This is a genomic window from Haloimpatiens myeolchijeotgali, from assembly GCF_042688525.2.
Taxonomy (GTDB): Bacteria; Bacillota; Clostridia; order Clostridiales; family Clostridiaceae; genus Haloimpatiens.
Genome location: NZ_JBHWAB010000001.1, coordinates 3,458,815 through 3,485,277, shown reverse-complemented (window position 1 = coordinate 3,485,277; position 26,463 = coordinate 3,458,815). Strand labels below are relative to the sequence as shown.

Sequence of the window (26,463 nt, the reverse complement as noted above, 5' to 3'; positions counted from 1 at the left end):
ATGTATGAATATTTGGATAAAAGATATGCTTTAGCTCTTTATGAAGTTGCAGAATCAAAAGATAAAGTAGAAGAATACATACAGGACTTAGAAGAAATAGTAGACTTGATAAAAAATAATAAAGATTTCTTACAAGTAATAAAACATCCTGAGATAACTAGTTCCAAGAAAAAGTCAATGTTTATTAACATTTTTAAAGGGAAAATTGATGAGGAACTTTTATCATTTTTACTTATCTTAATAGAAAAGGACAGAATTCTTTATTTACAAGAAAAACTAAATGAAATGAAAAAAATTCATTTAGAAAGAAATAATAAGTTACTTGCAGAGATAAGAACTGTAATTCCACTTATGGATGATGAAAGAAAAACACTTGTTGAAAAGTTAAAGAGAAAATACGACAAGGAAATAATACTTGATGAAATAATAGATAAAAGTATTATTGGTGGAGTATATGTTAGAGTTGGTGACGATGTAATTGATGGTACTATCAAGTCTAAAATGAATGAAATAAAAAAACTTGTCCTTAAGTAAAAAGTGAGGTGAGATCATGAATGTTAAGCCAGAAGAAATAACTTCAATTATAAAAAAAGAAATTGAAAGATATGAAAAAAAGATACAAACTGAAGATTCTGGTACAATTATCCAAATAGGCGATGGTGTAGCCAGAGTTTATGGATTAGATGATTGTATGGAAGGTGAACTTCTAGAGTTTCCAAATTCAGTGTATGCAATGGCATTAAACCTTGAACAAGACAATGTTGGTTGTGTTTTACTTGGTTCCGAAGAAGGAATAAAAGAAGGAGACGTAGTAAAAAGAACAGGCAGAGTTGTCCAAGTTCCAGTAGGAGATGCTTTAGTAGGAAGGGTTGTAAATCCTCTTGGTAAACCAATAGATGGAAAAGGACCTGTAAAAGAAGCTGGTTATAGACCAGTAGAAGTAGCAGCTCCAGGAATAATAGATAGACAATCAGTAAATGAACCGTTGCAAACAGGAATAAAAGCTATAGATTCAATGGTTCCAATAGGAAGAGGACAAAGAGAACTTATAGTAGGAGACAGACAAACAGGAAAGACAGCAATAGTATTAGATACTATCATAAATCAAAAAGGTAAAGATGTAACTTGTATATATGTTGCTGTAGGTCAAAAACAATCTACAGTTGCACATATAGTAAATACATTAAATGAAATGGGTGCAATGGATTATACAATAGTTGTATCTTCTACTGCTTCAGATTCAGCACCACTTCAATATTTAGCACCATTTGCTGGATGTAGTATGGGAGAATATTTCATGCATCAAGGTAAAGATGTGCTAATTATATATGATGATTTATCTAAGCACGCTGTTGCTTATAGAACAATGTCATTACTTCTTCGTAGACCACCAGGAAGAGAAGCTTATCCAGGGGATGTTTTCTATTTACATTCAAGATTATTGGAAAGAGCCGCTAAACTTTCAGATAAATTAGGTGGTGGATCTATTACTGCATTACCAATAATAGAAACTTTAGCAGGAGACGTTTCTGCTTATATTCCAACAAATGTTATATCTATAACAGATGGACAAATATTCCTTGAGTCAGAATTATTCCACTCAGGACAAAAACCAGCTATAAATGCAGGTATTTCAGTTTCAAGAGTTGGTGGTAATGCACAAATAAAAGCTATGAAACAAGTATCAGGTACGTTAAGACTTGAACTTGCACAATATAGAGAATTAGCTGCATTTGCTCAATTTGGTTCTGACCTTGATGAAGAGTCTAGACGAAGACTTGAAAAAGGTAAAAGATTAGTTGAAATATTAAAACAAAATCAATATAAACCAATGTCTGTAGAAAAACAGATTATAATCCTTTTTGCTGGGGTTAATAATCATTTAATGGATGTCCCAGTATTAGAAATTAGAAGATTTGAAACAGAATTCTTAGAATATATGGATACTCACCATAGAGACTTACAAAAAAATATAATAAAAGAATCGAAGTTAACTGATGAAATTAAAAGTGAGTTATCAAAAGCCATTGAGGAATTCAAAAAATCATTTTAAGCAGGAAATTTGTAATTTCCTGCGGGAGGTGAAATATGGCTGGAGCAGGACTTGTTGAAATTAAAAGAAGAATGAGATCTATAACAAATACAAGAAAAATTACAAGAGCTATGAATGTAGTAGCTACGTCTAAATTGAAAAAAAGTAGACGAAATCTAGAAAATAATAATAAATATTATAATTTGCTAGATGGAACGATGAAAAAAGTAATTAGTGTTTGTGAAGATACGAATTTATACAAAGATGGAAATAAAGTTATAGATAAGTTATATATAGTAATTACTTCTGATTCAGGACTTTGTGGCGGGTTTAATGGAGAAGTAATAAATACAGCAGTTAAACAAATAAAAAGGGATAAAAAGGATTTTTCTATTATAGTAGTAGGACAAAAAGGAAGAGCATATTTTAATAAGTTAAATTACGAAACAGTAGCTGAATATGTAGATATTAAAGATATACCTACTACAAAAGAAGCAGCAGTTTTAGCAAATGATGCATTAAAGATGTATGAAGGAAATGAAGTTGGAGAAGTAAATATTATATATTCTCAATTCATATCTACAGTAAGAAGAAAAATGGAAATAAGAAAAATTCTTCCTTTAAATGATGAGTTAAACAATGAGCAAAATTCAAATAACTTTGTAGAATTAGAACCAGATGCTAATTCAATATTAAATGAAAATATTAAAAGTTATTTGACTCAGAGTATTTTAAATTGTATGTTAAATTCTAAGAGTAGTGAGCAAGCAGCTAGAATGGAAGCTATGAGTAATGCTACACAAAATGCAAATGATTTATTGGAAAAACTTAATATTAAATATAATAGAATAAGACAAAGTTCAATAACTCAAGAAATTGCTGAAATAGTAGGAGGAGCAGAAGCTCAGAAATAATTTTTAAATGTTTAGATGGAGGTGACCACATGCCAGGAACTGTAGGTAAGGTTGTGCAAATAATTGGTCCAGTTATAGACATAAAATTTGATTCGGATGATCTTCCTAATATCTATAATGCTATAGAAATAAATACCGGTGAAAAAGTAGTTAAGGCCGAGGTTGAACAACACGTAGGAGACGACATCGTTAGAACTATAGCTATGGAGAGTACAGAAGGATTAAAAAGAGGTATGGATGCAGTTAATACAGGAAAACCAATTTCTGTACCAGTAGGAAAAGAAGTATTAGGAAGATTATTTAATGTATTGGGTAATGCAATAGATGAATGTGGTGAAGTGAAAGCAGATAAATATTATCCAATACATAGACCAGCACCAAGTTTTGAAGAGCAATCAGTTGAACCGGAAATGTTTGAAACAGGCATTAAGGTAATTGATTTACTTGCTCCTTACCAAAAAGGTGGTAAGATAGGATTGTTTGGTGGTGCAGGTGTTGGAAAAACTGTTTTAATACAAGAGCTTATAAATAATATAGCAAGACAGCATGGTGGATTATCAGTGTTTACAGGTGTTGGAGAGAGAACAAGGGAAGATAATGATCTTTATAATGAAATGAAAGATTCAGGTGTTATAGAAAAAACAGCTTTAGTATTTGGCCAAATGAATGAACCACCTGGAGCTAGAATGAGAGTAGCACTTACTGGACTTACTATGTCTGAATATTTTAGAGATCAAGGACAAGATGTATTATTATTTATAGATAATATATTTAGATTTACTCAAGCAGGTTCAGAAGTTTCAGCTCTACTTGGAAGAATACCAAGTGCTGTTGGTTATCAACCTACACTTGCTACAGAAATGGGTGCACTTCAAGAAAGAATAACTTCTACTACACATGGATCTATTACATCTGTTCAGGCCGTATATGTTCCAGCAGATGACTTAACAGACCCAGCACCAGCTACTACTTTTTCTCACTTAGATGCGCAAACAGTTCTTTCAAGATCTATAGTTGAGCTTGGAATATATCCAGCAGTTGATCCTTTAGAATCAACATCTAGAATATTAGATCCTAGAATTGTTGGAGAAGAACATTATGAAGTAGCATTAAAAATTAAGCATTTATTAGAAAGATATAAAGAACTACAAGATATTATAGCTATTCTTGGTGTAGATGAGCTTTCACAAGAGGATAAATTAGTAGTAACAAGAGCGAGAAAAGTTCAAAAATTCTTATCTCAACCATTTACTGTAGCTGAACAATTTACAGGTATGCAAGGAAAGTATGTTCCAATAAAAGAAACAATAAGAGGATTTAAAGAGATTTTAGAAGGTAAACATGATGATATTCCTGAATCTGCTTTCTTATTTGTAGGAACTATTGAGGAAGCTGTAGAAAAAGCTCATAAGATAATGAAAGGTTAAGATAGGAGCGGATTAAATGGAAGATATTCTAAACATTACTATAATAACTCCAGAAAAGGAGTTTTATAGTGGTGAAATTGTGGAATTAAATACAGAATGTGTAGAAGGACATATAGGTATACTTCCAAACCATGTACCTATGATAACTGTTTTAAAACCTACTATTACAGTTATTAAAGACAAAAACGGAAAGAAATTAAGAGCTTTTACATCTAATGGTATGATGGAAGTTGACAGTGATAATAATGTAAAAATAGCTTGTGATGCTTGTGAATGGCCAGATGAAATAGATGTAAACAGGGCACAAGAAGCTAAAAAAAGAGCAGAAGAAAGATTAAATAAAAAAGATAAAGACTTAGATGTAAAAAGAGCAAAAATGGCTCTTCTTAGAGCAATGAGAAGATTAAAAATTAAAGAAATAAATAGTTAATTGTATATATAAAACAAAAACCTTATGTTTTTTTTAGCATAAGGTTTTTTATTTTTTGATATTTTTAATGAAGGAAATGTTATATAAAAGTACGCACGTTTTAACTCGTAAAGATATATATTATTAATATAATTACACTATTTGAAATTTTTGTTGCTAAGGTATTTTAGTTGTTTTTTGAACTTTAATTTTTATACTTCATTTTTACATGATTAACGGATTGGTGGCAAAATATCATTTATGATTATTTAGGTTTAATATATGGGAAAGTTGAATTAATAAATATCCACAGTTCTTTTGAAAATAATGAATAAAGTTTATGTAAATTGTCAATAATTTCAAAAGAAAGGTGGGGGATAAATATGAAAGATAGTAAAAAATCAATTAAAGGAATAGTTTTATTATTAATGATAATAGTTTTAACATTTTCTGAAGTAAATAGTTCTGTGTGTAAAAGCAAAGAATGCGACTTATTTAATGATATATTAGAAAAATGTAATGCTGAGGTAATAGAGTATGGTGTTAGAACCTCATTTGAAACTAGAAAAAATGGTAAAGAGTTTTGTAATTTTTTATTGAATAAATTAGAAATTAAATGCAACATAAAAAAAATAGAAAACAACAAAATATATCGTTTGGAATTTTGTAATAATAAAATTAATGGATACATTCAAAATTTAAAAGAAGATAAAAAAAATATTATAACTATAAACATAATCAAAAAGGACAAAAAAAATAATTTAGATAAAATAAAATGTAAAATCAGTAATGCTATTAATTGTGTAAAGTTAGAAAAAAACAATACGTATTTTACTTACTTAAAATCGAAAATTAACAACAAAAATTTAAAAAGTGTTAAAAATTCAATAAATACGTTATTAAAAAGTAGAAATGTTCAAAATATAAATACAATAAAGATTAATAATGGTTATAGTACAGTGGCTTATACAGGAAAATATGATATCTGTAAGGTTAATAATGATTTTATTGATTTTAACTATGCTGTTTCTGCATATTCATCAGGATCATATTTAATTATTGGCACACCTCAAATAATTATAAACTATTAGAAATGGGGGATAATATGGAAAAGATAATAGTTAATGGAGGAAGAAAATTATGTGGCGAAGTCGAAATAAGTTCTGCTAAAAATTCTATTTTACCAATAATAGCATCTAGTATACTTACTAATGAAAAATGCATTATAGAAAATGCACCTATGCTCGAAGATGTTTTTGTAATTTGTGAGGTTTTAGAAAATTTAAATTCTAAAATTAATATAGATAAGGAAAGTAGAATGATAACTATAGATAATTCTAATTTAAAATTAAATGAACCATCACACAATTTAGTTAGAAAGATGCGAGCATCTTTTCTTACAATGGGTGCTATGGTAGCACGTTTTGGTGAATTTAAGATATCACTTCCTGGAGGATGTAATATAGGATCAAGACCAATAGATTTGCATTTAAAAGGGTTTAAAGCGTTAGGTGTACAAGTTGAAGTGGGATATGGATATGTAGAAGCAAAAGTTTCAAAACTAAAAGGTAATAATATATATTTAGATTTTCCTTCTGTAGGAGCTACGGAAAATATAATGATGGCAGCTGTTATGGCAGAGGGGGAAACTATAATAGAAAATGCAGCTGAAGAACCAGAAATTGTTGACTTGGCAAAGTTTTTAAATAGTATGGGAGCGAAAATAATAGGAGCAGGAACAGATAAACTTAGAATTATAGGAGTTAATAGATTAAATGGAGCTAGACATAGACCTATCTATGACAGAATAGAAGCAGGAACATTTATGGTAGCAGCAGCAATTACTAGAAGCAAATTAAAAGTAATCAATGTAAGTGAAGAACATGTAAAGCCAATAATTGCAAAACTTACAGAAATGAATGTAGGAATTGAAATAGATAAAAATAGTATAATAGTAGATGGTGATAGAGATTTAAAACCAGTGGACATAAAAACAATGCCTTATCCTGGGTTTCCAACGGATATGCAAGCTCAGATGATGGCTTTATTATGTACGGTAAAGGGGACTGGTGTAATAACAGAAACTATATTTGAAAATAGATTTATGCATGCAAGTGAATTAAAAAGAATGGGAGCAAATATAAAGTTAGATGGAAGAAGTGCAATTATTGAAGGCGTTGAACATTTAACAGGAGCTGAAGTTAAAGCTACTGATTTAAGAGCAGGTGCTGCACTTATATTAGCAGGTTTAGGTGCAGATGGATGTACAAAAATAGGAGATATATATCACATTGATAGAGGATATGTAGATATAGAAAAAAAACTTAAAAAGGTAGGAGCTCAAATCGAAAGAATAAGTGAATCTGATATTAAAGTTGTGTAAAATTTATTACACAACTTTAATATTTTTTGTTTACACAAATTTAGCAGGTAAAAACACTCGCTATAGGAAATGATATGTTGCTCCGAAACCTTTCACTTTAAAGATAATTAATAGTTAATAATGAATAGTTAATAATTAACTCAACTTTAGCAGGTGAAAAACAGCCGCTACGGGAAATGATATCTTGCTTAGAAACCTTTCACTTCAGTAACAAGTTCTAAGCTTTACTCATATTGAAAAAAGATTTTTTAATTAATATTCCATAGGAATCAGTAATTAAAAAATAACTTTTTTCAAATTCGTAAAGCTAAGAACTTGTAAACTTTGTTCAAATGTTTCTTACGCAATATATCATTTCCCTTCGCTAGACAGTATTTTTTTACTGCGAAAGTTGAATAATTAATAATTAAGGAAATTTTGTCTTAGGGCAAAATAACTAATATATAATTAAAGATTTTTGCTAAAGCAAAAATCGACCTTTATTATTCATTTTTAATTATTAATTATTAACTCAACTTTCGCAGGAGAAAAAGACCAACTTCTCCTTGATATAACAAGGCAAAGCAGTAATAAAATTGTCTATTATTGAGTCGATAAGCTCCTTAGAAAGAAGAAGTTTTTCAGATAAAACATTTTTTAAAATATCAATAATGATACGCATTACTTCACAAAATTGGATATCTTGAAGTTCATCACAACATTGATAAAAAAATCCACCAATAGTTCGTACATCATTATTTTTACGATTTTCTAAAGCAAGCATGATATATCTAGTAAAAACTATAGACGTATGAGAAACCATGGAATCATAAGAACGTCCTTGAAACTCTTTAACAAGCTTTAAAAAAGATTTATTCATTTTGAAAAAAACTTCTATATCCCAGCGTTTACCGTAAATTCTTATGATTTCATTATCGTCTAAAGATATATCAGTAGAAATCAAAGCAAGCCAGTTTCTTTTTCGATTTCTATCCCTTACAAATACAATTTTTGCTTTTACTTCATTGCCATTTTCATCAGAACCAATACCTACAATTACAGAAGAAAGAATTTTAGCTCTACCGCGTTTCTTTTTTAAACTAGCATAAAGTCCTTTAAGATTTAAAAGCTTACCATTGTAATTGTAGTAAACCCTTGGCATTGCTTTAACCATAGCAATAGTATTAAGTTTAAGTTGTAAAATTTGTATAAGAATTTTGGGATACGTAAACCAGCTATCAAAAAGAACATATGATGCAGGAATTTTATATTTAGCAGCTTGTTTAAGTAAACACATCATAGCTGAAGGTGATTTTAAAATAGCCTCCTTACGGAGTTTAGCACCATTAGTTCTTTTATCAATAGATTCATTTTGAGGGCAAATTCTATTTTTCTCTTTTTCAGAAGAAAGAAGAGTAAATCCAAGAGGCAAAAAAGTATTACCGTCTGACCAACCAAGTGTAAGAAGGCGAAAGCCTTTGACAAATTTTCTTGTAACGTGATCATGAACATTTGCAAGGAGTTCAACAGATTTACTTCTATTTCTACTATACAAAGAATCATCTACTATTAAGACATTTACTCTATCTTTAGATGTAAGCGGAATGATTACATTTCTGATAATTGATGAAGAAAGTATGAGTAAAAATTTTCTCCAATTAAAATTAGGAGAATTAAGGAACCTATAGATGACATCTTTTGAAAAGTTGATATTCTTTTTACTCTCAAAAGTACGAAAAAGATTTTTACCTGTGAAAATAAGAGTAAATATATATTTAAATACTGTAATACAAGAAAAACCTTTTTGCTTTGAAAAATTACATTTTCTAAGAATAGATCCAATTTTGTTATCTTTAAAAAATCTATTTATAGTAAAATTCAGTTGTTTATCTTTGTTATCATTTGGTATAATAGTGTTCATAAGAAACATTCCTTTCTTTGGTGTTATGTTTTTAGCAATTCTATTATACCAAAAGGAATGTTTCTTTGCTTTATGCGTTTATTTTACAGGCTTTCGCCTTATTTTTTATCTGCGAAAGTTGAGTTATTAATTATTAATTGTACTTAACAATGTATGAATATTATTTAAGGTGTAAGAATAAATATAATACAAAAGTTAAGAAATATATTACTAGATGGGGTGGTGTGAATTGAGAAAAAGAATTTACGTTTTGAATTATTTAAAATTTCTATCCTCAATAGTGTTAATTGGTATGTTATGTATAGTTTTATTTTCTATTATTATTGTGGGAGTAAATGATAAAAATAAAATTTCAGGTAAAGAAAATAAAGAAGTTAGTAAGTTTAATGATGATTCTAAAAAAAATATAAGATATAAATATGATGGTAAAGGACCTACTATAAATGTATATATACATAAAAAAGATAAAATAGAAAAAATGTATTTAGAAGATTATGTTAAGGGAGTTGTAGCAGGAGAGATGCCTGCAAATTTTGGTTTAGAAGCATTAAAAGCTCAATCTGTAGCAGTAAGAACTTTTGCTCTAGCTCACATGAGTAAATTCGGGGGTGGAAGGTGTAAAAATGCACATGGAGCAGATATATGTGATACAGTTCATTGTCAAGTTTATATGAGTAAGGATGAACGAATAAAAAAATGGCCATCTAAGGATGCTAAGAAACTTTGGAATAAAATTGAAACATCAGTTAAAAATACATCGGGTCAAATACTTACTTATAATAATGAATTAGTATTAGCACCATACTATTTTGCAACTAGTAGTGGTAAAACAGAAAATTCTGTTGAGGTTTTTTCTAGGGCAGTACCATATTTAAAAAGTGTTTCTAGTCCAGGAGAACAAAATGCACCTAAATTTAAATCTATGAAAAATTATACATATAATGAATTCGTAAATGCAGTAAATAACGTATACCCTAAAGCTAAGATATCTATATCAAATTTGAAAAGTGCAGTAAAGATATTAGAAAGAACAGAAGGAGGAAGTGTAAAAAAAATAAAATTAGGTAATGAATGTACGAGCGGGGTTAATTTTAGAAAATTAATGAATTTAAATTCCTCTAATTTTAATATTGTTTTTTCTTCAAAAGGTGTTGAAATAAATTGTATGGGATATGGGCATGGAGTTGGAATGAGTCAATGGGGAGCTAATGCTATGGCTAAACAAAATAAAAATTATAAGGAGATATTATTGCATTATTATAAAGGAACTAAAATTAAAAATATAGATTGTATGTTTGATTGGAAGTAAAAAGTTTTTAGCTTTTTACTTTTTTTATTTTTTGAGAAAAAATACGTATTTTTTTCTATATACTGGACAAACTAGAAGAAGGAGGTGGAAATATGAATAAAAATAATGGTAAAACATCAGGATTTTTTAGAAAGGAGGGCTTTTATGTAGCTTTATTTGTTTGCTTATGTATTGTTGCAGCGGTAGCAGCTATTTCATCTAGAAATAACAAAATTTCAAAGAAACAATCTTTACAATCAAAATCAAAAGTAGAACAAAAACAAAAGGCAAATAATAAGCCGGACATATCATTGGTAGATAAATCATCTGAAGCTGATAAATCTTATGAAAATGCTTTAGAAGTTAAAAATCATAAAAAAAATACTACAGTAAATATTTCTAAAAAAAATGAAAATGTTTCTAAAGTATCAAAAAATGTAAGTTCAAAGATGATAAAACCAGTAAAAGGAAATGTAGCAAGAGAATATTCAGAAGTGCCAGTTATGTGGAAATCAATAGGAACATCTAGACCTAATTTTGGTATTGATATAAAAACTACTTTAGGTGAAAAAGTAACGGCAGTTAAAAACGGAGTTGTAGTAGAAGTTGGAGATAATAAAGATGGTTTTGGTAAACAGGTAATTATTGATCATAAAAATGGATTAAAATCAGTTTATGCTAATTTAGGTGAAAATATCTATGTAAAAAAAGATCAGAAAGTTAAGCAAGGTGAAAAAATAGGTGAAGTTGGAAATACTACATTGAGATCTTTTAATGAAGATTATGGCGTTAATTTACATTTTGAAATGTTAAAAGATAATAAACATATTAATCCAGCTAAATATATAAAATATTAGTAAAATTATGCATTTAGTGGAATTTTGATGTTCTACTAAATGCATAATAAAAAAAACTATTAATAATATTTTGAAATGACACTATATAAAGTAATTTAACGTTTATGTATTGCATATTTATTAATATATAAGAAATAAGGAGGTTGCTCTCGCTTTGAAAGATTACATTGAGGAAAGAGTACTTGAAGTTGCAAAGTATATTATTGAGTCAAAATCTACTATTCGAAAAACAGCTAAAGTTTTTGGAGTAAGTAAGAGTACTATACACAAAGATATGACAGAGAGATTACCAAAGTTAAATCCTCAAATAGCTGAACAAGCTAAAAATATATTAGAACTTAACAAGGCTGAAAGGCATATAAGAGGTGGAAAAGCTACTAAGATGAAATATAAAGTTATAGGAAGCTAATAATACTAAATTTTATTAAATTCTAAGCATTCCTTATAAATTTTTAAAGGATTTTTATAATTTGTGTAGAATAATTAACGTATTATGTGTAAAATAGTATACAAAAGAGCAGAAGAAGTGGAGTGAAATAAGGAATGTTTTTTAAAATGGGAACAGATATGGGAATAGATTTGGGTACTGCTACAGTACTAGTGTATATTAAAAGTAAAGGGATTGTATTACAAGAACCCTCTGTTGTGGCCATAAACAAAATAAATAATAAAGTTTTAGCAGTAGGAGAAGAAGCAAGACAAATGATAGGAAGAACACCTGGAAATATTGTGGCAATACGTCCTTTAAAAGATGGAGTTATATCAGATTATGATATAACAGAGAAAATGTTAAATCATTTTATCAAGAAAGCTTGTGGACGTAAGAAAATGTCTGCGCCTAGAGTTGTTGTTTGTGTTCCATGTCAAGCTACAGAAGTTGAAAAAAGAGCAGTTAAAGATGCTGCAAGAAATGCAGGTGCTAAAAAAGTGATTTTGGTAGAGGAACCTTTAGCTGCTGCAGTTGGAGCAGGTTTAGATATTTCTAGGGCTAGCGGTAATATGGTTATAGATATTGGTGGTGGAACAACAGATGTAGCGGTTATATCTTTAGATGGAATGGTTGTTAGAGCTTCAATTAAGGTAGCAGGAGACAAATTTGATGAGTCAATAATAAAATATATAAGGAAAAGACATAAATTAATGATAGGTGAAAGAACTGCTGAAAACTTAAAGATGAATATAGGGTGTGCGTATAAAAGAGAAGAAGAAGTATTTATGGAGATAAGAGGAAGAGACTTAGTAACAGGATTGCCTAAAAATATAACAGTTTCTTCTACTGAAATGGAAGAGGCTTTAAATGAAGCAGTAGATGCCATAGCAGAATGTGCACATTCTGTTTTAGAAAGAACTCCCCCAGAATTAGCAGCTGATATAGCAGATAAAGGAATAGTAATGACAGGTGGAGGAGCTCTCTTAAATGGTTTAGATAAATTAATTGAAGAAAGAACTAAAGTTCCAGTATATATTGCTGATGATTCAGTATCCTGTGTAGCATTAGGTACTGGTAAAATGTTAGATTTTTTAGATAAATTGGATCAAGATTAATTTTTGAATATAATAGTTAAAGTTTATATAAATTTTTCACATTAAAGATAATTTCAGAGGTTATAATTATCTACAAGAGTATAATTATAACCTCTGAAATTTTATTTTTCATGAGGTATATCTTCACAATACAAGTAGTAAGCATGAATTATTGAATTTTTTATAACTGAAGCCATTTGCATAATTAAACTAAATCGTATATTTCTACTGGTAAATAGTTCAGTACAATTATTAGTATCTACAATTCCTATTATTGATATAGATCCAACATCAGGTAATGATTTTCCTACGCCTTTTCCAGGATGAATAGGGTAATTTCGAGCTTGGATCTCTCCTATTGAAGAAGTTTCACCTAAGCATGCATCTATACCGATTATATTTGCAGTTGGATGCAAATTTTTAATTTTTTTGAGATTGTTATTTAAATTTAATGCATGTATAGGTTCATCTATGGTGCCATATACAGGTAAGGGAAAATTGCTATTTTTTAAATATGTGCCAACTAATGGACCTAAACAATCCCCTATGCATCTATCTGTTCCTATACATACTATTAAAGAATTTGCATTTACATAGTCTTTTAAAAAGTAAGCTATTTTATAATAAGCCATAGTATTGCTATAATGAACTTTAATTTTGTTCAAAAAAGACACCCCCTTCTTTTTTATTTATATGAAAAATATATATAAAATAGTAGGGGATTAAAAAATTACTTAGAAGTATCTTCGATGTGCCATACATTAACTTGTTTTTCATTTAATAAGCAATTTAATAATCTGTCTTTAATACCCGGAATATCTTTTTCAAGTTTACATGTTAAATTTTTCATATATTCACGTTTCGTATATCCATCAGCAGGACAAGGGTTTTTAACTATAGGAAAATTATATTTATCAGCGAAATTTTTAATTTCTTCCTCGTTTATATAAACCATTGGTCTTATAGAGGTTATATCTATTCTACTGAGATAAGTTTTTGGATTAAAACAATTTATTCTACCTTCGTAAAACATTGACATTAATAATGTTTCTATGGCATCATTTTTATGATGACCCAATGCAACTTTATTACAACCTAATTTTTTAGCATTATCATTTAGTGATCCACGTCTTAATTTAGCACATAATGAACAAGGATTTTTTTCTTTTCTTATATCAAAAACTATTTCCTTGATGTGTGTTTCTATGATGTGATATTCTACATTTATTTCAGAACATAGTTTCTTTAAGTTGGAGTAATTGGAACCATATCCAGGATCTAAAGTTATTGCTATAAGATCAAATTTTTCAGGTGAAAATATTTGATAATTTTTTAATAAATGTAGTAATGCTATACTGTCTTTACCACCAGATAATCCAACACATATTTTATCGCCTTCTTGTATTAATTTGAAATCATTTATACATCTTCTTAATTTACTCAACAATTTTTGCATTTTTAAGCCTCCAATTATAATTATGTATAAGATATATTTTATTATATTGTGCACTTTAAAACAATATTTAAACTTTGTACTTTGCTCAAGTTTTATTTGATATTGTATTTTTAAATATAAATCCAATCTATAATTTGGTTTGAGTTCTTACTTAGTAAATCTGATTATGATATTTTTGTAGAAGAGGGGAGTTTTAGAGTGGCTAGTTATAGAATAAAAATAAATAGGTGACAAATATTTAGCAATGTGCAGAAAAATAGAGAAAATAGAAGTAAATTTCTTATAATGGCACAAAATAAATGTTGAAATATAGTTCAAGTGTGTATATAATAAACTTTGTCGGCGCAAGAATGTGTCTGACAAATAAAAAAGTAATATGCTGGCATGGCTCAATTGGTAGAGCAGCTGACTTGTAATCAGCAGGTTGTAGGTTCAAGTCCTATTGCCAGCTCCATAAGTGGAGGAGTTCCCGAGTGGCCAAAGGGGGCAGACTGTAAATCTGTTGCGATTCGCTTCGATGGTTCGAATCCGTCCTCCTCCACCAATATAAAAACAAAGCAAAATGTGGGCGCATAGCTCAGCTGGGAGAGCATCTGCCTTACAAGCAGGGGGTCACAGGTTCGAGCCCTGTTGTGCCCACCACATATATAATATGTTGACATAGGTTACTTGATAAAGCAGTTTAGTTTGTAACTAGTGTATTAATCAAAGTTATGTTGTCAACTATATAAAATGGAGGAGTTCCCGAGTGGCCAAAGGGGGCAGACTGTAAATCTGTTGCGATTCGCTTCGATGGTTCGAATCCGTCCTCCTCCACCAATATAAAAATAAAGTAAAATGTGGGCGCATAGCTCAGCTGGGAGAGCATCTGCCTTACAAGCAGGGGGTCACAGGTTCGAGCCCTGTTGTGCCCACCACATATACAACATGTTGGCATGGCTCAATTGGTAGAGTAGCTGACTTGTAATCAGCAGGCTGTAGGTTGAATGCCTATTGCTAGCTCCATAATATGGAGGAATTCCCGAGTGGCCAAAGGGGGCAGACTGTAAATCTGTTGCGATTCGCTTCGATGGTTCGAATCCATCTTCCTCCACCAAATAAGGCACTCATTAGAGTGCCTTATTATAATATAAAATTTAATTTGAAAATAATATATATTGACATAAAGTATTTATTATGATAGTATGAAAATGTTATAATATTACATTTGAAAATTTAATAGTACTCTTATCGAGAGAGGTGGAGGGAAAGGGCCCTATGAAACCCGGCAACCAGCGATATGCAATGGTGCCAATTCCTGCAGTTATATATACTGCAAGATGAGAGATGGTATATAACCTCTTCTTGTCGAAGAGGTTTTTTTATTTATAATGAAGGGAGTAGAATTATATGAGAACATTATTTACTTCAGAATCAGTGACAGAAGGTCATCCAGATAAGATATGTGATCAGGTTTCAGATGCAATACTAGATGCCATAATGGAAAAAGATCCTAATGGAAGGGTTGCTTGTGAAACTGCAGTAACAACAGGAATGGTATTAGTAATGGGAGAAATATCAACTCATTGTTATGTTGATATACCCAAAATAGTTAGAAATACTGTAAGAGAAATAGGATACACTAGAGCTAAATATGGATTTGATGCGGATACTTGTTCAGTAATAACGTCAATAGATGAACAATCAGGGGATATAGCAATGGGTGTTGATGAAGCACTTGAATCAAAAGAAGAAGGAATGAATAAGGAAGAAGCAATTGGGGCAGGAGACCAAGGAATGATGTTTGGCTTTGCTACAAATGAAACTAAAGAGTACATGCCACTTTCAATATCTATGGCTCATAAGCTTTCAAGAAGACTTTCAGAAGTTAGAAAAAACGGAGCACTAAAATACTTAAGGCCAGATGGAAAAACTCAAGTAACTGTTGAATATGAAGATGGTAAACCAGTTAGAATAGATGCAATAGTTATTTCAACTCAACATAGTCCAGAAGTTACTCGTGAGCAAATAGAAAGAGATTTAAAAGAACTTGTTATAAAAGAAGTTGTTCCAGCTGAATTATTAGATGAAAATACTAAGTATTACATAAATCCAACTGGAAGATTTGTAGTAGGTGGACCACAAGGTGATTCAGGATTAACAGGAAGAAAAATCATAGTTGATACTTATGGTGGAGCTGGAAGACATGGTGGTGGAGCTTTCTCAGGAAAAGATCCAACAAAAGTTGATAGATCTGCTGCATATGCTTCAAGATGGGTTGCTAAAAACTTAGTAGCTGCTGGTGTTGCTGATAAGTTGGAAATACAGTTAGCCTATGCTATAGGAGTTGCTAGACCTGTATCAATACAAGTAGAAACATTTGGAACAGCAAAAATAGCAAATGATAAAATAGTTGAAATAGTAAATAAAGTTTTTGATTTAAGACCTGCATCAATAATTAAAGAGTTAGACCTAAGAAGACCAATATATAGACAAACAGCTGCATATGGACATTTTGGAAGAACAGATATTGAACTTCCATGGGAAAAACTTGATAAAGTAGAAGAAATAAAAAAACATATTTAAATTTAATTTTTATATTTATACAAAATCCTCATAAGTATTTTATGAGGATTTTTTGTTATGATTCATCGTAACTAGGTTAATATGATATAATAGTGGTAGTTTTAACATAATGATATTTAAATATGTTTAATATAATACGGGAGAGGTTTTATGCCAGAGATACAGGGAGTTGTAGAAGATATAGTTTTTAAAAATGAGGAAAACGGTTATGTTGTTGCTCATATAAAAGAAAATAATAGTAAAGTAACAATAGTAGGATGTATACCTTGTATAATGGAGAGACAGAATTTAAAAATGTCTGGTGAATGGGTAATTCATCCTAAATTTGGTCAACAATTTAAAGTGGAATCCTGTGAAGAAGTTATTCCAACAAGTGCAGAAGGAATAGAAAAATATTTATCATCAGGTATAATTTCAGGAGTTGGAACTGTCACAGCAAAGAAAATAGTTCAAAAATTTGGAGAAAAAACTTTAGATATATTAGATAATGAGATTGAACGTTTAAAGGAAATAGAAGGTATAGGAGAAAAAAAGGTTGATATAATAAAACAATCCTATCATAAAAATAAGGCAATAAGAAATATAATGGTATTTTTACAAAAATATGGAGTGACTCCAAATCAATGTGTAAAAATACATAAAAAATATGGTAAAGATTCTATAAATGTTGTAAAGAATAATCCTTATGTTTTAACAGAAGATATTTGGGGAATTGGTTTTAAAACTGCGGATAAGATAGCAAGAAATTTAGGAATAGATAAAGAATCTCCTTTTAGAATTCAAAGTGGTATAAAATATGTTGTAAATGAATTTTGTGCTCTTGGAAATACATATATGCTATTAGATAAACTATTGAGTGAAGCTAAAAAGATACTTTTAGTAGATAAAGAAATAATAAAAAAAGGGGTATATGATTCTGTACTGGAAGGAAAGGTAAAAGTTGAAGATATTGAAGGAGAAAATTGTGTATTTACTATACCATTTTATTACGCTGAGTTATCAGCTACTAAAAAGATTATAACACTGTCATTAAGTAAATATGATGATATTGATATAGATACAAATAAAGAAATAGAAGAATTTGAACAAGGTAATAAAATAAATTTTTCTCCATCTCAAAAAGAAGCTATAAAAGGAGCTATTACCTCAGGCATAGAGGTAATAACAGGAGGACCAGGAACAGGAAAAACTACTATTATAAATTGTATTACAGAAATATTTCAAAAGGCTGGTATGACAGTTTTTATGGCAGCTCCAACCGGTAGAGCAGCAAAACGAATGGAAGAAGCTACAGGACATGAAGCAAAAACAATTCATAGACTTTTAGAGCTGGGAATTGTAGAATCAGAAGGAATGACATTTTCTAAAGATGAAGAATCTCCTTTAGAATGTGATGTTGTTATAGTAGATGAAGCTTCTATGATTGATATTTTGCTTATGAATAATCTTTTAAAAGCAATAGGTATAGGTACAAGAGTAATAATTGTTGGAGATGTAGATCAACTTCCTTCAGTAGGGCCAGGTAATGTTTTAAGGGATATTATCGAAAGTCAGTGTGTGAAGGTAGTTAGACTTAAAGATATATTTAGACAAGGAAAAGAAAGTATGATAATAGTAAATGCTCATAGAATAAATGAGTGCAAAATGCCTTTATTAAACAAAAAAGGTAAAGACTTTTATTTTATAAAAGAAGAAGATAATAATAAAGTATTGAATACAATTGTACAATTAATAAACGAAAGATTACCTAAATTTAATAATAATTGGAATAGAATGGAACACATACAAATACTATCACCTATGAGAAAAGGAATTTTAGGTGTTGAGAATTTAAATAATGAATTACAAAAAATTTTAAATCATAAAGCAGATTATAAAAAAGAGAAAGAGTTTAGAAGTGTAATTTTTAGAGTAGGAGATAAGGTTATGCAAACCAAGAATAATTATACTCTAAAATGGACTAAAAGTGATTGTAATGAAGAAGGTATAGGTGTATTTAATGGAGATGTTGGATTTATTGAAGATATAAATGAGGAAAATAATACTGTTACAGTATTATTTGATGATAATAGAAAAGTAATTTACGATTCTATATATTTAGATGAATTGATGCATGCTTATGCTATGACCATTCATAAAAGTCAAGGAAGTGAATTTCCAGTTGTAATTATACCTATGTTTATGGGAGCACCTCTTTTAATGAACAAAAATTTATTGTATACAGGTATAACTAGAGCAAAAAAACTAGTTGTATTAGTTGGGTCAGTAAAAGCTATGCATTTTATGATAAGTAATGATAGAAGTTTTGAAAGATATTCTTCACTTCAATGGAGAATAAATAATATATTAGAGGGATAGAATTAGTATTATGGGGTGATGTTATTTGGGTAATAAAAGGGTTGGATTTAAACAGGAACAATATAGAATAATAAAAAATATATTAAATTGGTATGAGGGAAAAGAAAAATATTTAAATATAATATCGCCTCCATATAATTCTTGTGAAATTTTTATTGATATAATACTTAAAAGTGCTGCTATTGGAGAAAAAATTTTATATCTTACAAATGAAAAAAGTTCATGCAGAATTATTGAAAATATTAAGGCAAATACAGACTTTAAGAATTATACATATATAAAGGAAAATAGTTATTATAATAATTCTAATTTGGTTGTATGTAATTTTGAGTGTGTGGAAAAAATAAAAAGTAAATTCAATTTAATTATATATGATGACATAAGCAGTATATCAGAACATGATAGAGTTATGATGAAAGAAATATTAGATACACATTGTTGTGAAAATGGTAAAATAATATTTTATTCTATTGAAAGTGTGGAGAAAGGTTATAAAGAACTGGTTTTTTCTATAAGAAAAAATGAAAAACCTATAATTGAACCTAGATTAATAATAACTAGGATAGATATAAATAAAGATATACCTTATGTTGTATATGAATATTTGAATTGGTCAATAACATTAAATAAGAAGATAATTATATATGTTCCTAATGAGGAAAAAGTAAAAAATGTATATATGTATTTATATAAGTTAAAAAGTAAATTAAGTAGAAATATAGAGTATTTTATAAAAGAAAAATCAAATAAAAAAGTATTAACTAATTTTTTAAAAAGAAAAAGATCTATATTAATTACCAATTATCTTGGAGAAGAAAATTTAAGTTTTAAAGATATAAATATTATGGTATATTTTGCAGATGATAAAATTTTTGATTATAAAAAATTGGTGTTTTTAAGTAATAGAGTTGGTAATTTTAAAGAAATTCACAAGGGTGAAGTTATATTATTAGCAAATGAAGAAACTGATGATATTGCAATGGCTAAAAATATAACGAGAGGATTTAATAAAGAATTATGGGAAATAGGGTTGTTCAGTATTTAAGATATATATTAAGTTGTTTGTTAAATATAATATATTATAATGATGAAAAGTGTGTGATTTGTAACAAAAAAATATACGATGGTGATTTGATTTGTAAAGAATGTTCTTACAAAGTTAAAAGATGTTTACAAGTTAAAAAGATAAGTATTAATAAGACAATTTTAAATATCTATAGTGCAGCATATTATTCTAATATTATAAAAGAAATGATAGCTAGATTAAAATATAAAAGTGATTTCAAATGTGGATATATATTATCAGAATATATGATAGATACAATAAATAATCAAAAAATAAAGTATGATATTTTAACATATATTCCTGTAAGTCGAAAAGTTATGAAAAAAAGGGGATACAACCAAAGTGAATATTTAGCTAGAAAAATTTCTTATAAATATAACAAGCAAGTAATTAAATTATTGAAAAAGGTAAAAGAAACTAAGGATCAAATAGGATTAGATAAAGAAGAGAGATGGAATAATATAATGGGAAGTTTCATAGTTGTAAATGAAAATCATATCAAAAATAAAAGTATTTTAATCATTGATGATGTCGTAACTACAGGTGCTACTGTGTATTGTGCTGCTTTACAACTTTTAAATAATGGAGCAAAAAATGTAACAGTATTAACTGCAGCAAAAAGTAAAATATGATAAAATATTGTTTAAAAGAGATACAAATCTTTGAAAAATATACTTACTTGACTAAAAAACCCCAACAATTATATTTTAACATAAAACTAAATTAATATCATCCTACAAATATAATAGTAATACAAGAATATAACAAGTAAACTAAAATAAAAGCAATATAAATTAACTAAAAATTTAGTCAATTCCAAAAATATCAGTTGTAATATTAATTACGCAGATGTAGAATAATAATATAAAATAAACCTTTATAAGTGTTCAACTAAGAAAGGGGCTGGCGTTATGATAATTAAATTTAAAGGAAAGAATATAGAAGTTACAAATGCATTGAAAAACATGGTAGAAAAAAAATTATCAAGATTGGATAGATATTTTGAACCTAGCGTGCAAGCTCAAGTAACATTTAGTGTTCAAAAGAATAATCAAATTATAGAAATTACCATTCCTTTTAACGGAGTAATTTTAAGAGGTGAAGAATCACACCAAGATATGTATGCTGCTATAGATCTCGTATTAGATAAATTGGAACGACAAATAAGAAAGCAGAAAACTAAGTTAGCAAGAAGAATTCATGAAGGTTCAGTTAGATTTTCTTCTATACCTGATTATGAACCACGAGATGATGAGGAGAAAGAACCTAAAATAGTAAAAACTAAGAAGTTTGCTATAAAGCCAATGTCTGTTGAAGAGGCAGTTTTGCAAATGGAACTTTTAGGACATAATTTTTTCGTATATAAGGATGCAGAAAATTTAGAAGTTAATGTAGTATATAAAAGAAAAGATGGAAATTATGGATTAATAGAACCTGAATTCATGTAAAATATAATTTAATATTAAAGATAAAAAAAGCGGAATAAAAATTTATTCCGCTTTTAATTTTAAAAAATAAAAAAAATTATCAAAGTTATTTAAAACTAAATCAACATCATGTGGAGAATTTAAATAATTCTTATAATCTTCTTCATTTCTTAATAATAAAATTATTTTACATCCCATTCTTTTATATTGTATATAATCATCTCTCAGTGAAGTAGTAATCATAACAGTATGCTTAGGATGAAGATTTAATTCTTTAAATAATACAGAAGAATTGTATGAAGGTGGTAAATCAGGCATAATGATTCTATGTTTATGTTTTAAATTTATTTCTCGTAATTTACAATTTTTAAAGCATTTATTACATTTAACCAGCCTATTATGACATAGGTTTGATGATATGGCTATAGGAACGGTAGTATTATTTATAAAAGTTAATTGTTGTTCATTTATTTCTTTTGTGCATAAAAATATAATATCTGGATCAGTATAATTAATTTTCACATGTGACATGTGAAAATCCTCGAAATCATCCGTATCAGTAATGGGATATACAGAAAAATCTTCCATTAATGATTTGCAATAATTAATTAAAAGATAAGTTGGAGTCATAATGTTACTAATATTACATAAAATGTTTTTAGTATGCAATTTTTTTAAGAGAGTTTGTCTACTCATATTGCATAAATGAGTAAAAAAATATAAATTTTCTAATGAATACTTATCTATGAAATTGTTTAAATCAGAATTTTTAACATCAAGATCTTTTATATTTTCTACATAAAATATAAAATGAGGAGAATTAGGTAACATTTAAAAATCACTCCCAAATTATTATCAACTATACTATAAGTTTAATTATACATAAAATACTTATAATAAACAATAAAGTAAAGAAGAAAACATGAAAAACATTGGATAAATATGAAAATATAAGAACAGGTGGGTTGTTAAAGTTGAATATAAGCATATTAAATGATATAATCTATTAAGTATAGATAGTGATATTTGTAAAAAATTAACTAAAAAATATAAAAGAATGGTGAGGTTAAGATATGGGACTACTAGATAAGATTTTAGGAACATATAGTGAAAGACAACTAAGAAAAATAAAACCTATAGTCGATAAGGTTGTATCATATGATTCAAATATGCAAAAATTAAGTGATGAAGAACTTAGAGCTAAAACAGATGAATTTAAACAAAGGCTTGAAAGTGGAGAAACTGTAGATGATATTTTACCAGAAGCTTTTGCTGTAGTTAGAGAAGCTTCAGTTAGAACTTTAGGATTAAAGCATTTTAGAGAACAAATAATGGGTGGTATAGTTCTTCATCAAGGAAGAATTTCTGAAATGAAAACAGGTGAAGGAAAAACATTAGTTGCTACATTACCAGCATATTTAAATGCTTTAACTGGAAAAGGAGTTCATATAGTAACAGTTAATGATTATCTTGCTAAAAGAGATGCTGAAACTATGGGAGAACTTTACGAATTTTTAGGCCTTACCGTAGGTGTAATAGTTCATGATTTGGATCAAGAAGAAAGAAGAGAAGCATATAATTCTGATATTACATATGGAACTAATAATGAGTTCGGATTTGATTATTTAAGAGATAACATGGTTATTTATAAAGAGGAAAGAGTTCAAAGAGAATTAAATTATTGTATAGTGGACGAAGTTGACTCAATACTTATAGATGAAGCTAGAACTCCTCTTATAATATCTGGAGAAGGGGAAAAATCAACAGATCTTTATAAGATTGCTCAGTTTTTTGTTTCAACATTAACAAAAGGAGAGAAAACTGAAGAGGGAAAAGAAAGTGGAGATTTTGCAATTGATGAAAAGGCTAATTCTGTTATATTAACTCAACAAGGTGTTGAGAAAGCAGAAGAATTTTTTAAATTAGAAAACTATGCTGATCCAGAAAATATGGAAATACAACATCATGTAGGTCAAGCGTTGAAAGCTAATTCTATGATGAAGAAGATAAAGACTACATGGTAAAAGATGGTGAAGTTATAATAGTAGATGAATTTACTGGAAGATTAATGGAAGGTAGAAGATACAGTGATGGACTTCATCAAGCTATAGAAGCTAAGGAAAAAGTAAAAATACAAAAAGAATCTAAAACATTAGCAACTATTACGTTCCAAAATTATTTTAGAATGTATATTAAGTTATCTGGTATGACAGGTACAGCAGCAACAGAGGAAAATGAATTTAGAGAAATTTATGGTCTTGATGTTATTGTAGTTCCTACTCATGAGCCAATAGCAAGAAAGGATATGTCAGATAAAGTTTATAAGACTGCAAAAGGAAAATACAAGGCTATAGTTGAAGAACTGCATGAAACTTATAAAAAAGGTCAGCCAGTGTTAGTTGGTACAGTTAGTATAGAAAAATCTGAACTTTTATCAGATATGTTAAAAAGAAAAGGAGTACCACATCAAGTATTAAATGCAAAATATCATGAAAAAGAAGCTGAAATAGTGTCTCATGCAGGAGAAAAAGGCATGGTAACAATAGCTACTAATATGGCTGGTCGTGGTACGGATATAAAACTAGGTGATAGTGTCGAAGGAATTGGTGGACTAAAAGTAATAGGTACTGAAAGACATGAATCAAGACGTATTGATAATCAGTTAAGAGGTCGTTCAGGTCGTCAAGGTGATGCTGGAATGTCAAGATTTTATGTATCTCTTGAAGATGATTTAATGAGAATATTTGCGTCAGAAAGATTTAAATCAGTAATAGATAAATTAGGACTTGAAGAAGATGAAGCTATAGAAAGCAAAATGGTTACTAATGCTATAGAAAGTGCTCAAAAGAAAGTTGAAGGAAATAACTTCGATGTAAGAAAAACAGTACTTCAATATGATGATGTTATGAATAAGCAAAGAGAAGTTATATATAAACAAAGAGCACAAGTACTTCAGGGAGAAAATTTACAAGAAGATATTCAGCAAATGATTCAAGATGTAATTTATACAGAGGTTGATTCTCATATATCAGGTGTTGAAGAAACTTTTGAAGAAGAGCTTTTGAAATTAATTCAGTATTTAGAAGATATTTATCTTCCAAATGGAATGATCAAAGTTGATGACTTAAAGATTTTATCCAATGAAGAAATGAATGAAAAATTATTAGGTATAGCAAAAGATATTTATAATAAAAGAGAAGAAGAGTTTAGCTCAGAGCAGATGAGAGAAATTGAAAGAGTTATACTTCTAAGAGTTGTTGACACTAAGTGGATGGATCATATTGATAACATGGAACATCTAAAACAAGGTATAGGATTAAGAGCGTATAGACAACAAGATCCAGCACAAGCGTACCAATTTGAAGGTAGCGAAATGTTTGAGGAAATGATAAATAATATTAGAATTGATACTGTTAAGTATTTGTTCCATGTAAGAGTTGAAAGTAGTATAGAAAGAGAAAGAGTTGCTAAGATAACTTCAACAAATCAATCAGAGGAGGATTCTGGTAAGAAACAACCTTATAAAAGAAAAGAAGAAAAGATAGGTAGAAATGATCCTTGTCCATGTGGTTCTGGTAAAAAATATAAAAACTGTTGTGGAAGAGGAGTAGTTTAAGCATTTATGTAAAAAATAAGAGTTAGGAGTCCGTAGGATTTCTAACTCAATTTTAATTAATTTAAAAATGAGAAAGGGGTAGTGAGAGTGATTTTACAATTGGAACAATTTATTGAAAAAGTAAAAGAACTAAAACAAATTACAAAAGAAATGAGGGCTTCACTTTGACCTTGCATCATTGAAAAAGCAAGTTGAAGAATACGAAAATAAAATGCAAGAAGCTAATTTTTGGGATGATATAGATAAAGCACAAGAAATAACCCAAAAGTGCAAAAATCTAAAAGATAAGATAGAAAAATTTGATTCTATAGAAAGTAAATTGGAAGATTTAGAAGTCTTAATACAATTATCAATGGAAGAAGAGGATGAGTCCTCATCTTTAGAAATAAAAGAAGAACTTAAAAATTTAGATGATGACATAAAAAAAATGAAAATTGAAACTTTACTTTGTGGAGACTATGATAGGAATAATGCCATTTTAAATTTGCATGTAGGAGTAGGCGGAAATGATGCTCAAGATTGGACAGAAATGCTTTTTAGAATGTACAAAAGATGGTGTGAAAGAAGAGAATATACAATAGAAATATTAGATTTTATACCAGCAGATGAGGCAGGTATAAAAGGAGTAACATTAAAGGTAATTGGTGAGTATGCATATGGATACTTAAAAGCAGAAAAAGGTATTCATAGGTTAGTTAGAATTTCACCATATAATGCTAATGGAAAGAGACAAACTTCATTTGCATCTGTGGAAGTACTACCTGAATTAAATGAAAGTCAAGATATTGAATTGAAAAGTGATGATTTAAGAATAGATACTTATAGGTCAGGTGGAGCAGGCGGACAACATGTAAACAAAACAGAATCTGCTATTAGAATTACTCACCTTCCAACGGGTATTGTAGTTCAATGCCAAAATGAAAGAAGTCAGCATACAAATAAAGAAACTGCTATGAAGATATTAAAAGCAAAACTTGTTGAATTAAAAGAACGTGAACATAAAGAGAGAATAGAAGATTTAGCAGGAGAGTTAAAGGATAACGGATGGGGAAGTCAAATAAGATCTTATGTTTTTCATCCATATAATTTAGTTAAGGATCATAGGACTGGTGAAGAAACAGGAAATATAAATGTTGTAATGGACGGAGAAATTGATAATTTTATTAATGCATATTTAGCATCACAGGAAATTTGATAGGATAGAAAGTAAAAAATAACTTATGAAAAAAGTATAAAGTATA

Annotated in this window: 21 protein-coding genes, 7 tRNA genes, 1 pseudogene and 1 riboswitch; of the genes and pseudogenes, 25 read left to right on the top strand and 4 right to left on the bottom strand. The window is 28.9% G+C overall.

Going from position 1 to position 26,463, the window contains the following annotated elements; translation table 11 throughout:
• From ACFIJ5_RS15615 to murA, 7 genes are all read left to right on the top strand, one after another.
• The gene (locus ACFIJ5_RS15615) at positions 1-534 is read left to right on the top strand and encodes a F0F1 ATP synthase subunit delta (protein WP_379808645.1); all 534 of its coding nucleotides are present in this window, start codon (positions 1-3) and stop codon (positions 532-534) included.
• 16 nt (positions 535-550) lie between these two features.
• Positions 551-2,053 (top strand): F0F1 ATP synthase subunit alpha, encoded by a 1,503-nt coding sequence (atpA, locus tag ACFIJ5_RS15610; RefSeq protein WP_379808643.1) that lies wholly within the window; start codon positions 551-553, stop codon positions 2,051-2,053.
• 35 nt (positions 2,054-2,088) lie between these two features.
• Positions 2,089-2,946 (top strand): ATP synthase F1 subunit gamma, encoded by an 858-nt coding sequence (atpG, locus tag ACFIJ5_RS15605; protein ID WP_379808641.1) that lies wholly within the window; start codon positions 2,089-2,091, stop codon positions 2,944-2,946.
• Positions 2,947-2,975: 29 nt separating this feature from the next.
• Positions 2,976-4,373 (top strand): F0F1 ATP synthase subunit beta, encoded by a 1,398-nt coding sequence (gene atpD, locus ACFIJ5_RS15600; RefSeq protein WP_379808639.1) that lies wholly within the window; start codon positions 2,976-2,978, stop codon positions 4,371-4,373.
• Between the two features lie 16 nt (positions 4,374-4,389).
• Positions 4,390-4,803, top strand: a complete 414-nt coding sequence (locus tag ACFIJ5_RS15595) for a F0F1 ATP synthase subunit epsilon (protein ID WP_379808637.1) — start codon at positions 4,390-4,392, stop codon at positions 4,801-4,803.
• Positions 4,804-5,165: 362 nt separating this feature from the next.
• The gene (locus ACFIJ5_RS15590) at positions 5,166-5,873 is read left to right on the top strand and encodes a YwmB family TATA-box binding protein (RefSeq protein WP_379808635.1); all 708 of its coding nucleotides are present in this window, start codon (positions 5,166-5,168) and stop codon (positions 5,871-5,873) included.
• A 14-nt stretch (positions 5,874-5,887) separates the two neighbouring features.
• Complete coding sequence (gene murA / locus ACFIJ5_RS15585; RefSeq protein WP_379808633.1) at positions 5,888-7,165, top strand: UDP-N-acetylglucosamine 1-carboxyvinyltransferase; 1,278 nt, start codon at positions 5,888-5,890, stop codon at positions 7,163-7,165.
• Between the two features lie 511 nt (positions 7,166-7,676).
• On the opposite strand, the gene ACFIJ5_RS15580 is transcribed toward murA, so the two are convergent.
• The gene (locus ACFIJ5_RS15580) at positions 7,677-9,065 is read right to left on the bottom strand and encodes an IS4 family transposase (protein WP_379802854.1); all 1,389 of its coding nucleotides are present in this window, start codon (positions 9,063-9,065) and stop codon (positions 7,677-7,679) included.
• Between the two features lie 229 nt (positions 9,066-9,294).
• On the opposite strand from ACFIJ5_RS15580, the gene spoIID reads away from it, so the two are divergent.
• From spoIID to mreB, 4 genes are all read left to right on the top strand, one after another.
• A complete protein-coding gene (spoIID, locus tag ACFIJ5_RS15575) occupies positions 9,295-10,374 on the top strand; it encodes a stage II sporulation protein D (protein ID WP_379808631.1) in 1,080 nt (359 codons plus the stop codon).
• Between the two features lie 92 nt (positions 10,375-10,466).
• A complete protein-coding gene (locus ACFIJ5_RS15570) occupies positions 10,467-11,210 on the top strand; it encodes a peptidoglycan DD-metalloendopeptidase family protein (protein ID WP_379808629.1) in 744 nt (247 codons plus the stop codon).
• Between the two features lie 154 nt (positions 11,211-11,364).
• Positions 11,365-11,619 carry a sporulation transcriptional regulator SpoIIID gene (gene spoIIID, locus ACFIJ5_RS15565; protein ID WP_379808627.1) on the top strand — a complete coding sequence of 85 codons (255 nt, stop codon included), beginning with the start codon at positions 11,365-11,367 and terminating at the stop codon, positions 11,617-11,619.
• A gap of 134 nt (positions 11,620-11,753) precedes the next feature.
• Entirely contained in the window at positions 11,754-12,755 is a 1,002-nt protein-coding gene (gene mreB / locus ACFIJ5_RS15560; RefSeq protein WP_379808625.1) for a rod shape-determining protein, read from the top strand.
• Positions 12,756-12,856: 101 nt separating this feature from the next.
• Here mreB and yyaC read toward each other — a convergent pair whose 3' ends face one another.
• Positions 12,857-13,399: a spore protease YyaC gene (yyaC, locus tag ACFIJ5_RS15555; protein ID WP_379808623.1), complete on the bottom strand. Its 543-nt coding sequence runs from the start codon at positions 13,397-13,399 to the stop codon at positions 12,857-12,859.
• Positions 13,400-13,464: 65 nt separating this feature from the next.
• The gene (locus ACFIJ5_RS15550) at positions 13,465-14,190 is read right to left on the bottom strand and encodes a tRNA 2-thiocytidine biosynthesis TtcA family protein (protein ID WP_379808621.1); all 726 of its coding nucleotides are present in this window, start codon (positions 14,188-14,190) and stop codon (positions 13,465-13,467) included.
• 378 nt (positions 14,191-14,568) lie between these two features.
• Here ACFIJ5_RS15550 and ACFIJ5_RS15545 point away from each other — a divergent pair.
• The 12 genes from ACFIJ5_RS15545 to hpf all read left to right on the top strand — a co-directional run bounded on the left by ACFIJ5_RS15545 (position 14,569) and on the right by hpf (position 21,627).
• Positions 14,569-14,644: transfer RNA gene (locus ACFIJ5_RS15545), tRNA-Thr, on the top strand.
• 5 nt (positions 14,645-14,649) lie between these two features.
• Positions 14,650-14,734 (top strand) — tRNA-Tyr (locus tag ACFIJ5_RS15540).
• Between the two features lie 22 nt (positions 14,735-14,756).
• Positions 14,757-14,832, top strand: a tRNA-Val gene (locus tag ACFIJ5_RS15535).
• A gap of 92 nt (positions 14,833-14,924) precedes the next feature.
• A tRNA-Tyr gene (locus tag ACFIJ5_RS15530) sits at positions 14,925-15,009 on the top strand.
• A gap of 22 nt (positions 15,010-15,031) precedes the next feature.
• Positions 15,032-15,107, top strand: a tRNA-Val gene (locus ACFIJ5_RS15525).
• Positions 15,108-15,119: 12 nt separating this feature from the next.
• Positions 15,120-15,195: transfer RNA gene (locus ACFIJ5_RS15520), tRNA-Thr, on the top strand.
• 6 nt (positions 15,196-15,201) lie between these two features.
• Positions 15,202-15,286 (top strand) — tRNA-Tyr (locus ACFIJ5_RS15515).
• A 128-nt stretch (positions 15,287-15,414) separates the two neighbouring features.
• Positions 15,415-15,516: riboswitch (SAM riboswitch) on the top strand.
• 63 nt (positions 15,517-15,579) lie between these two features.
• A complete protein-coding gene (gene metK / locus ACFIJ5_RS15510) occupies positions 15,580-16,755 on the top strand; it encodes a methionine adenosyltransferase (RefSeq protein WP_379808619.1) in 1,176 nt (391 codons plus the stop codon).
• 150 nt (positions 16,756-16,905) lie between these two features.
• Positions 16,906-19,113 carry an SF1B family DNA helicase RecD2 gene (recD2, locus tag ACFIJ5_RS15505; protein ID WP_379808617.1) on the top strand — a complete coding sequence of 736 codons (2,208 nt, stop codon included), beginning with the start codon at positions 16,906-16,908 and terminating at the stop codon, positions 19,111-19,113.
• A gap of 25 nt (positions 19,114-19,138) precedes the next feature.
• The gene (locus ACFIJ5_RS15500; protein ID WP_379808615.1) at positions 19,139-20,158 is read left to right on the top strand and encodes a hypothetical protein; all 1,020 of its coding nucleotides are present in this window, start codon (positions 19,139-19,141) and stop codon (positions 20,156-20,158) included.
• A 17-nt stretch (positions 20,159-20,175) separates the two neighbouring features.
• Positions 20,176-20,811, top strand: a complete 636-nt coding sequence (locus ACFIJ5_RS15495) for a ComF family protein (RefSeq protein WP_379808613.1) — start codon at positions 20,176-20,178, stop codon at positions 20,809-20,811.
• A 279-nt stretch (positions 20,812-21,090) separates the two neighbouring features.
• The gene (gene hpf, locus ACFIJ5_RS15490; protein ID WP_379808611.1) at positions 21,091-21,627 is read left to right on the top strand and encodes a ribosome hibernation-promoting factor, HPF/YfiA family; all 537 of its coding nucleotides are present in this window, start codon (positions 21,091-21,093) and stop codon (positions 21,625-21,627) included.
• Positions 21,628-21,669: 42 nt separating this feature from the next.
• On the opposite strand, the gene ACFIJ5_RS15485 is transcribed toward hpf, so the two are convergent.
• Positions 21,670-22,437, bottom strand: coding sequence for a hypothetical protein (locus tag ACFIJ5_RS15485; RefSeq protein WP_379808609.1), 768 nt, complete (start codon positions 22,435-22,437; stop codon positions 21,670-21,672).
• 242 nt (positions 22,438-22,679) lie between these two features.
• Between ACFIJ5_RS15485 and secA the strand changes: the two are divergent.
• Both secA and prfB read left to right on the top strand, forming a co-directional pair.
• Positions 22,680-25,222 (top strand): annotated as a pseudogene (gene secA / locus ACFIJ5_RS15480) (preprotein translocase subunit SecA).
• A gap of 87 nt (positions 25,223-25,309) precedes the next feature.
• Positions 25,310-26,417 (top strand): peptide chain release factor 2 gene (gene prfB / locus ACFIJ5_RS15475; protein ID WP_379808607.1). Its coding sequence is split into 2 segments (ribosomal slippage): positions 25,310-25,387 and positions 25,389-26,417, totalling 1,107 coding nucleotides; the frame shifts between segments, so codons are not numbered across the junction.
• The last annotated feature ends 46 nt before the right edge of the window (positions 26,418-26,463 follow it).

What these genes read in the sequence shown, in the direction of transcription:
- metK (WP_379808619.1), top strand. Translation starts at nt 15,580, where the DNA reads ATGAGAACATTATTTACTTCAGAATCAGTGACAGAAGGTCATCCAGAT.
- ACFIJ5_RS15580 (WP_379802854.1), bottom strand. Translation starts at nt 9,065, where the DNA reads ATGAACACTATTATACCAAATGATAACAAAGATAAACAACTGAATTTT.
- ACFIJ5_RS15485 (WP_379808609.1), bottom strand. Translation starts at nt 22,437, where the DNA reads ATGTTACCTAATTCTCCTCATTTTATATTTTATGTAGAAAATATAAAA.
- ACFIJ5_RS15595 (WP_379808637.1), top strand. Translation starts at nt 4,390, where the DNA reads ATGGAAGATATTCTAAACATTACTATAATAACTCCAGAAAAGGAGTTT.
- hpf (WP_379808611.1), top strand. Translation starts at nt 21,091, where the DNA reads ATGATAATTAAATTTAAAGGAAAGAATATAGAAGTTACAAATGCATTG.
- murA (WP_379808633.1), top strand. Translation starts at nt 5,888, where the DNA reads ATGGAAAAGATAATAGTTAATGGAGGAAGAAAATTATGTGGCGAAGTC.
- atpG (WP_379808641.1), top strand. Translation starts at nt 2,089, where the DNA reads ATGGCTGGAGCAGGACTTGTTGAAATTAAAAGAAGAATGAGATCTATA.
- ACFIJ5_RS15590 (WP_379808635.1), top strand. Translation starts at nt 5,166, where the DNA reads ATGAAAGATAGTAAAAAATCAATTAAAGGAATAGTTTTATTATTAATG.
- ACFIJ5_RS15615 (WP_379808645.1), top strand. Translation starts at nt 1, where the DNA reads ATGTATGAATATTTGGATAAAAGATATGCTTTAGCTCTTTATGAAGTT.
- ACFIJ5_RS15570 (WP_379808629.1), top strand. Translation starts at nt 10,467, where the DNA reads ATGAATAAAAATAATGGTAAAACATCAGGATTTTTTAGAAAGGAGGGC.
- atpA (WP_379808643.1), top strand. Translation starts at nt 551, where the DNA reads ATGAATGTTAAGCCAGAAGAAATAACTTCAATTATAAAAAAAGAAATT.
- recD2 (WP_379808617.1), top strand. Translation starts at nt 16,906, where the DNA reads ATGCCAGAGATACAGGGAGTTGTAGAAGATATAGTTTTTAAAAATGAG.
- ACFIJ5_RS15550 (WP_379808621.1), bottom strand. Translation starts at nt 14,190, where the DNA reads ATGCAAAAATTGTTGAGTAAATTAAGAAGATGTATAAATGATTTCAAA.
- atpD (WP_379808639.1), top strand. Translation starts at nt 2,976, where the DNA reads ATGCCAGGAACTGTAGGTAAGGTTGTGCAAATAATTGGTCCAGTTATA.
- mreB (WP_379808625.1), top strand. Translation starts at nt 11,754, where the DNA reads ATGTTTTTTAAAATGGGAACAGATATGGGAATAGATTTGGGTACTGCT.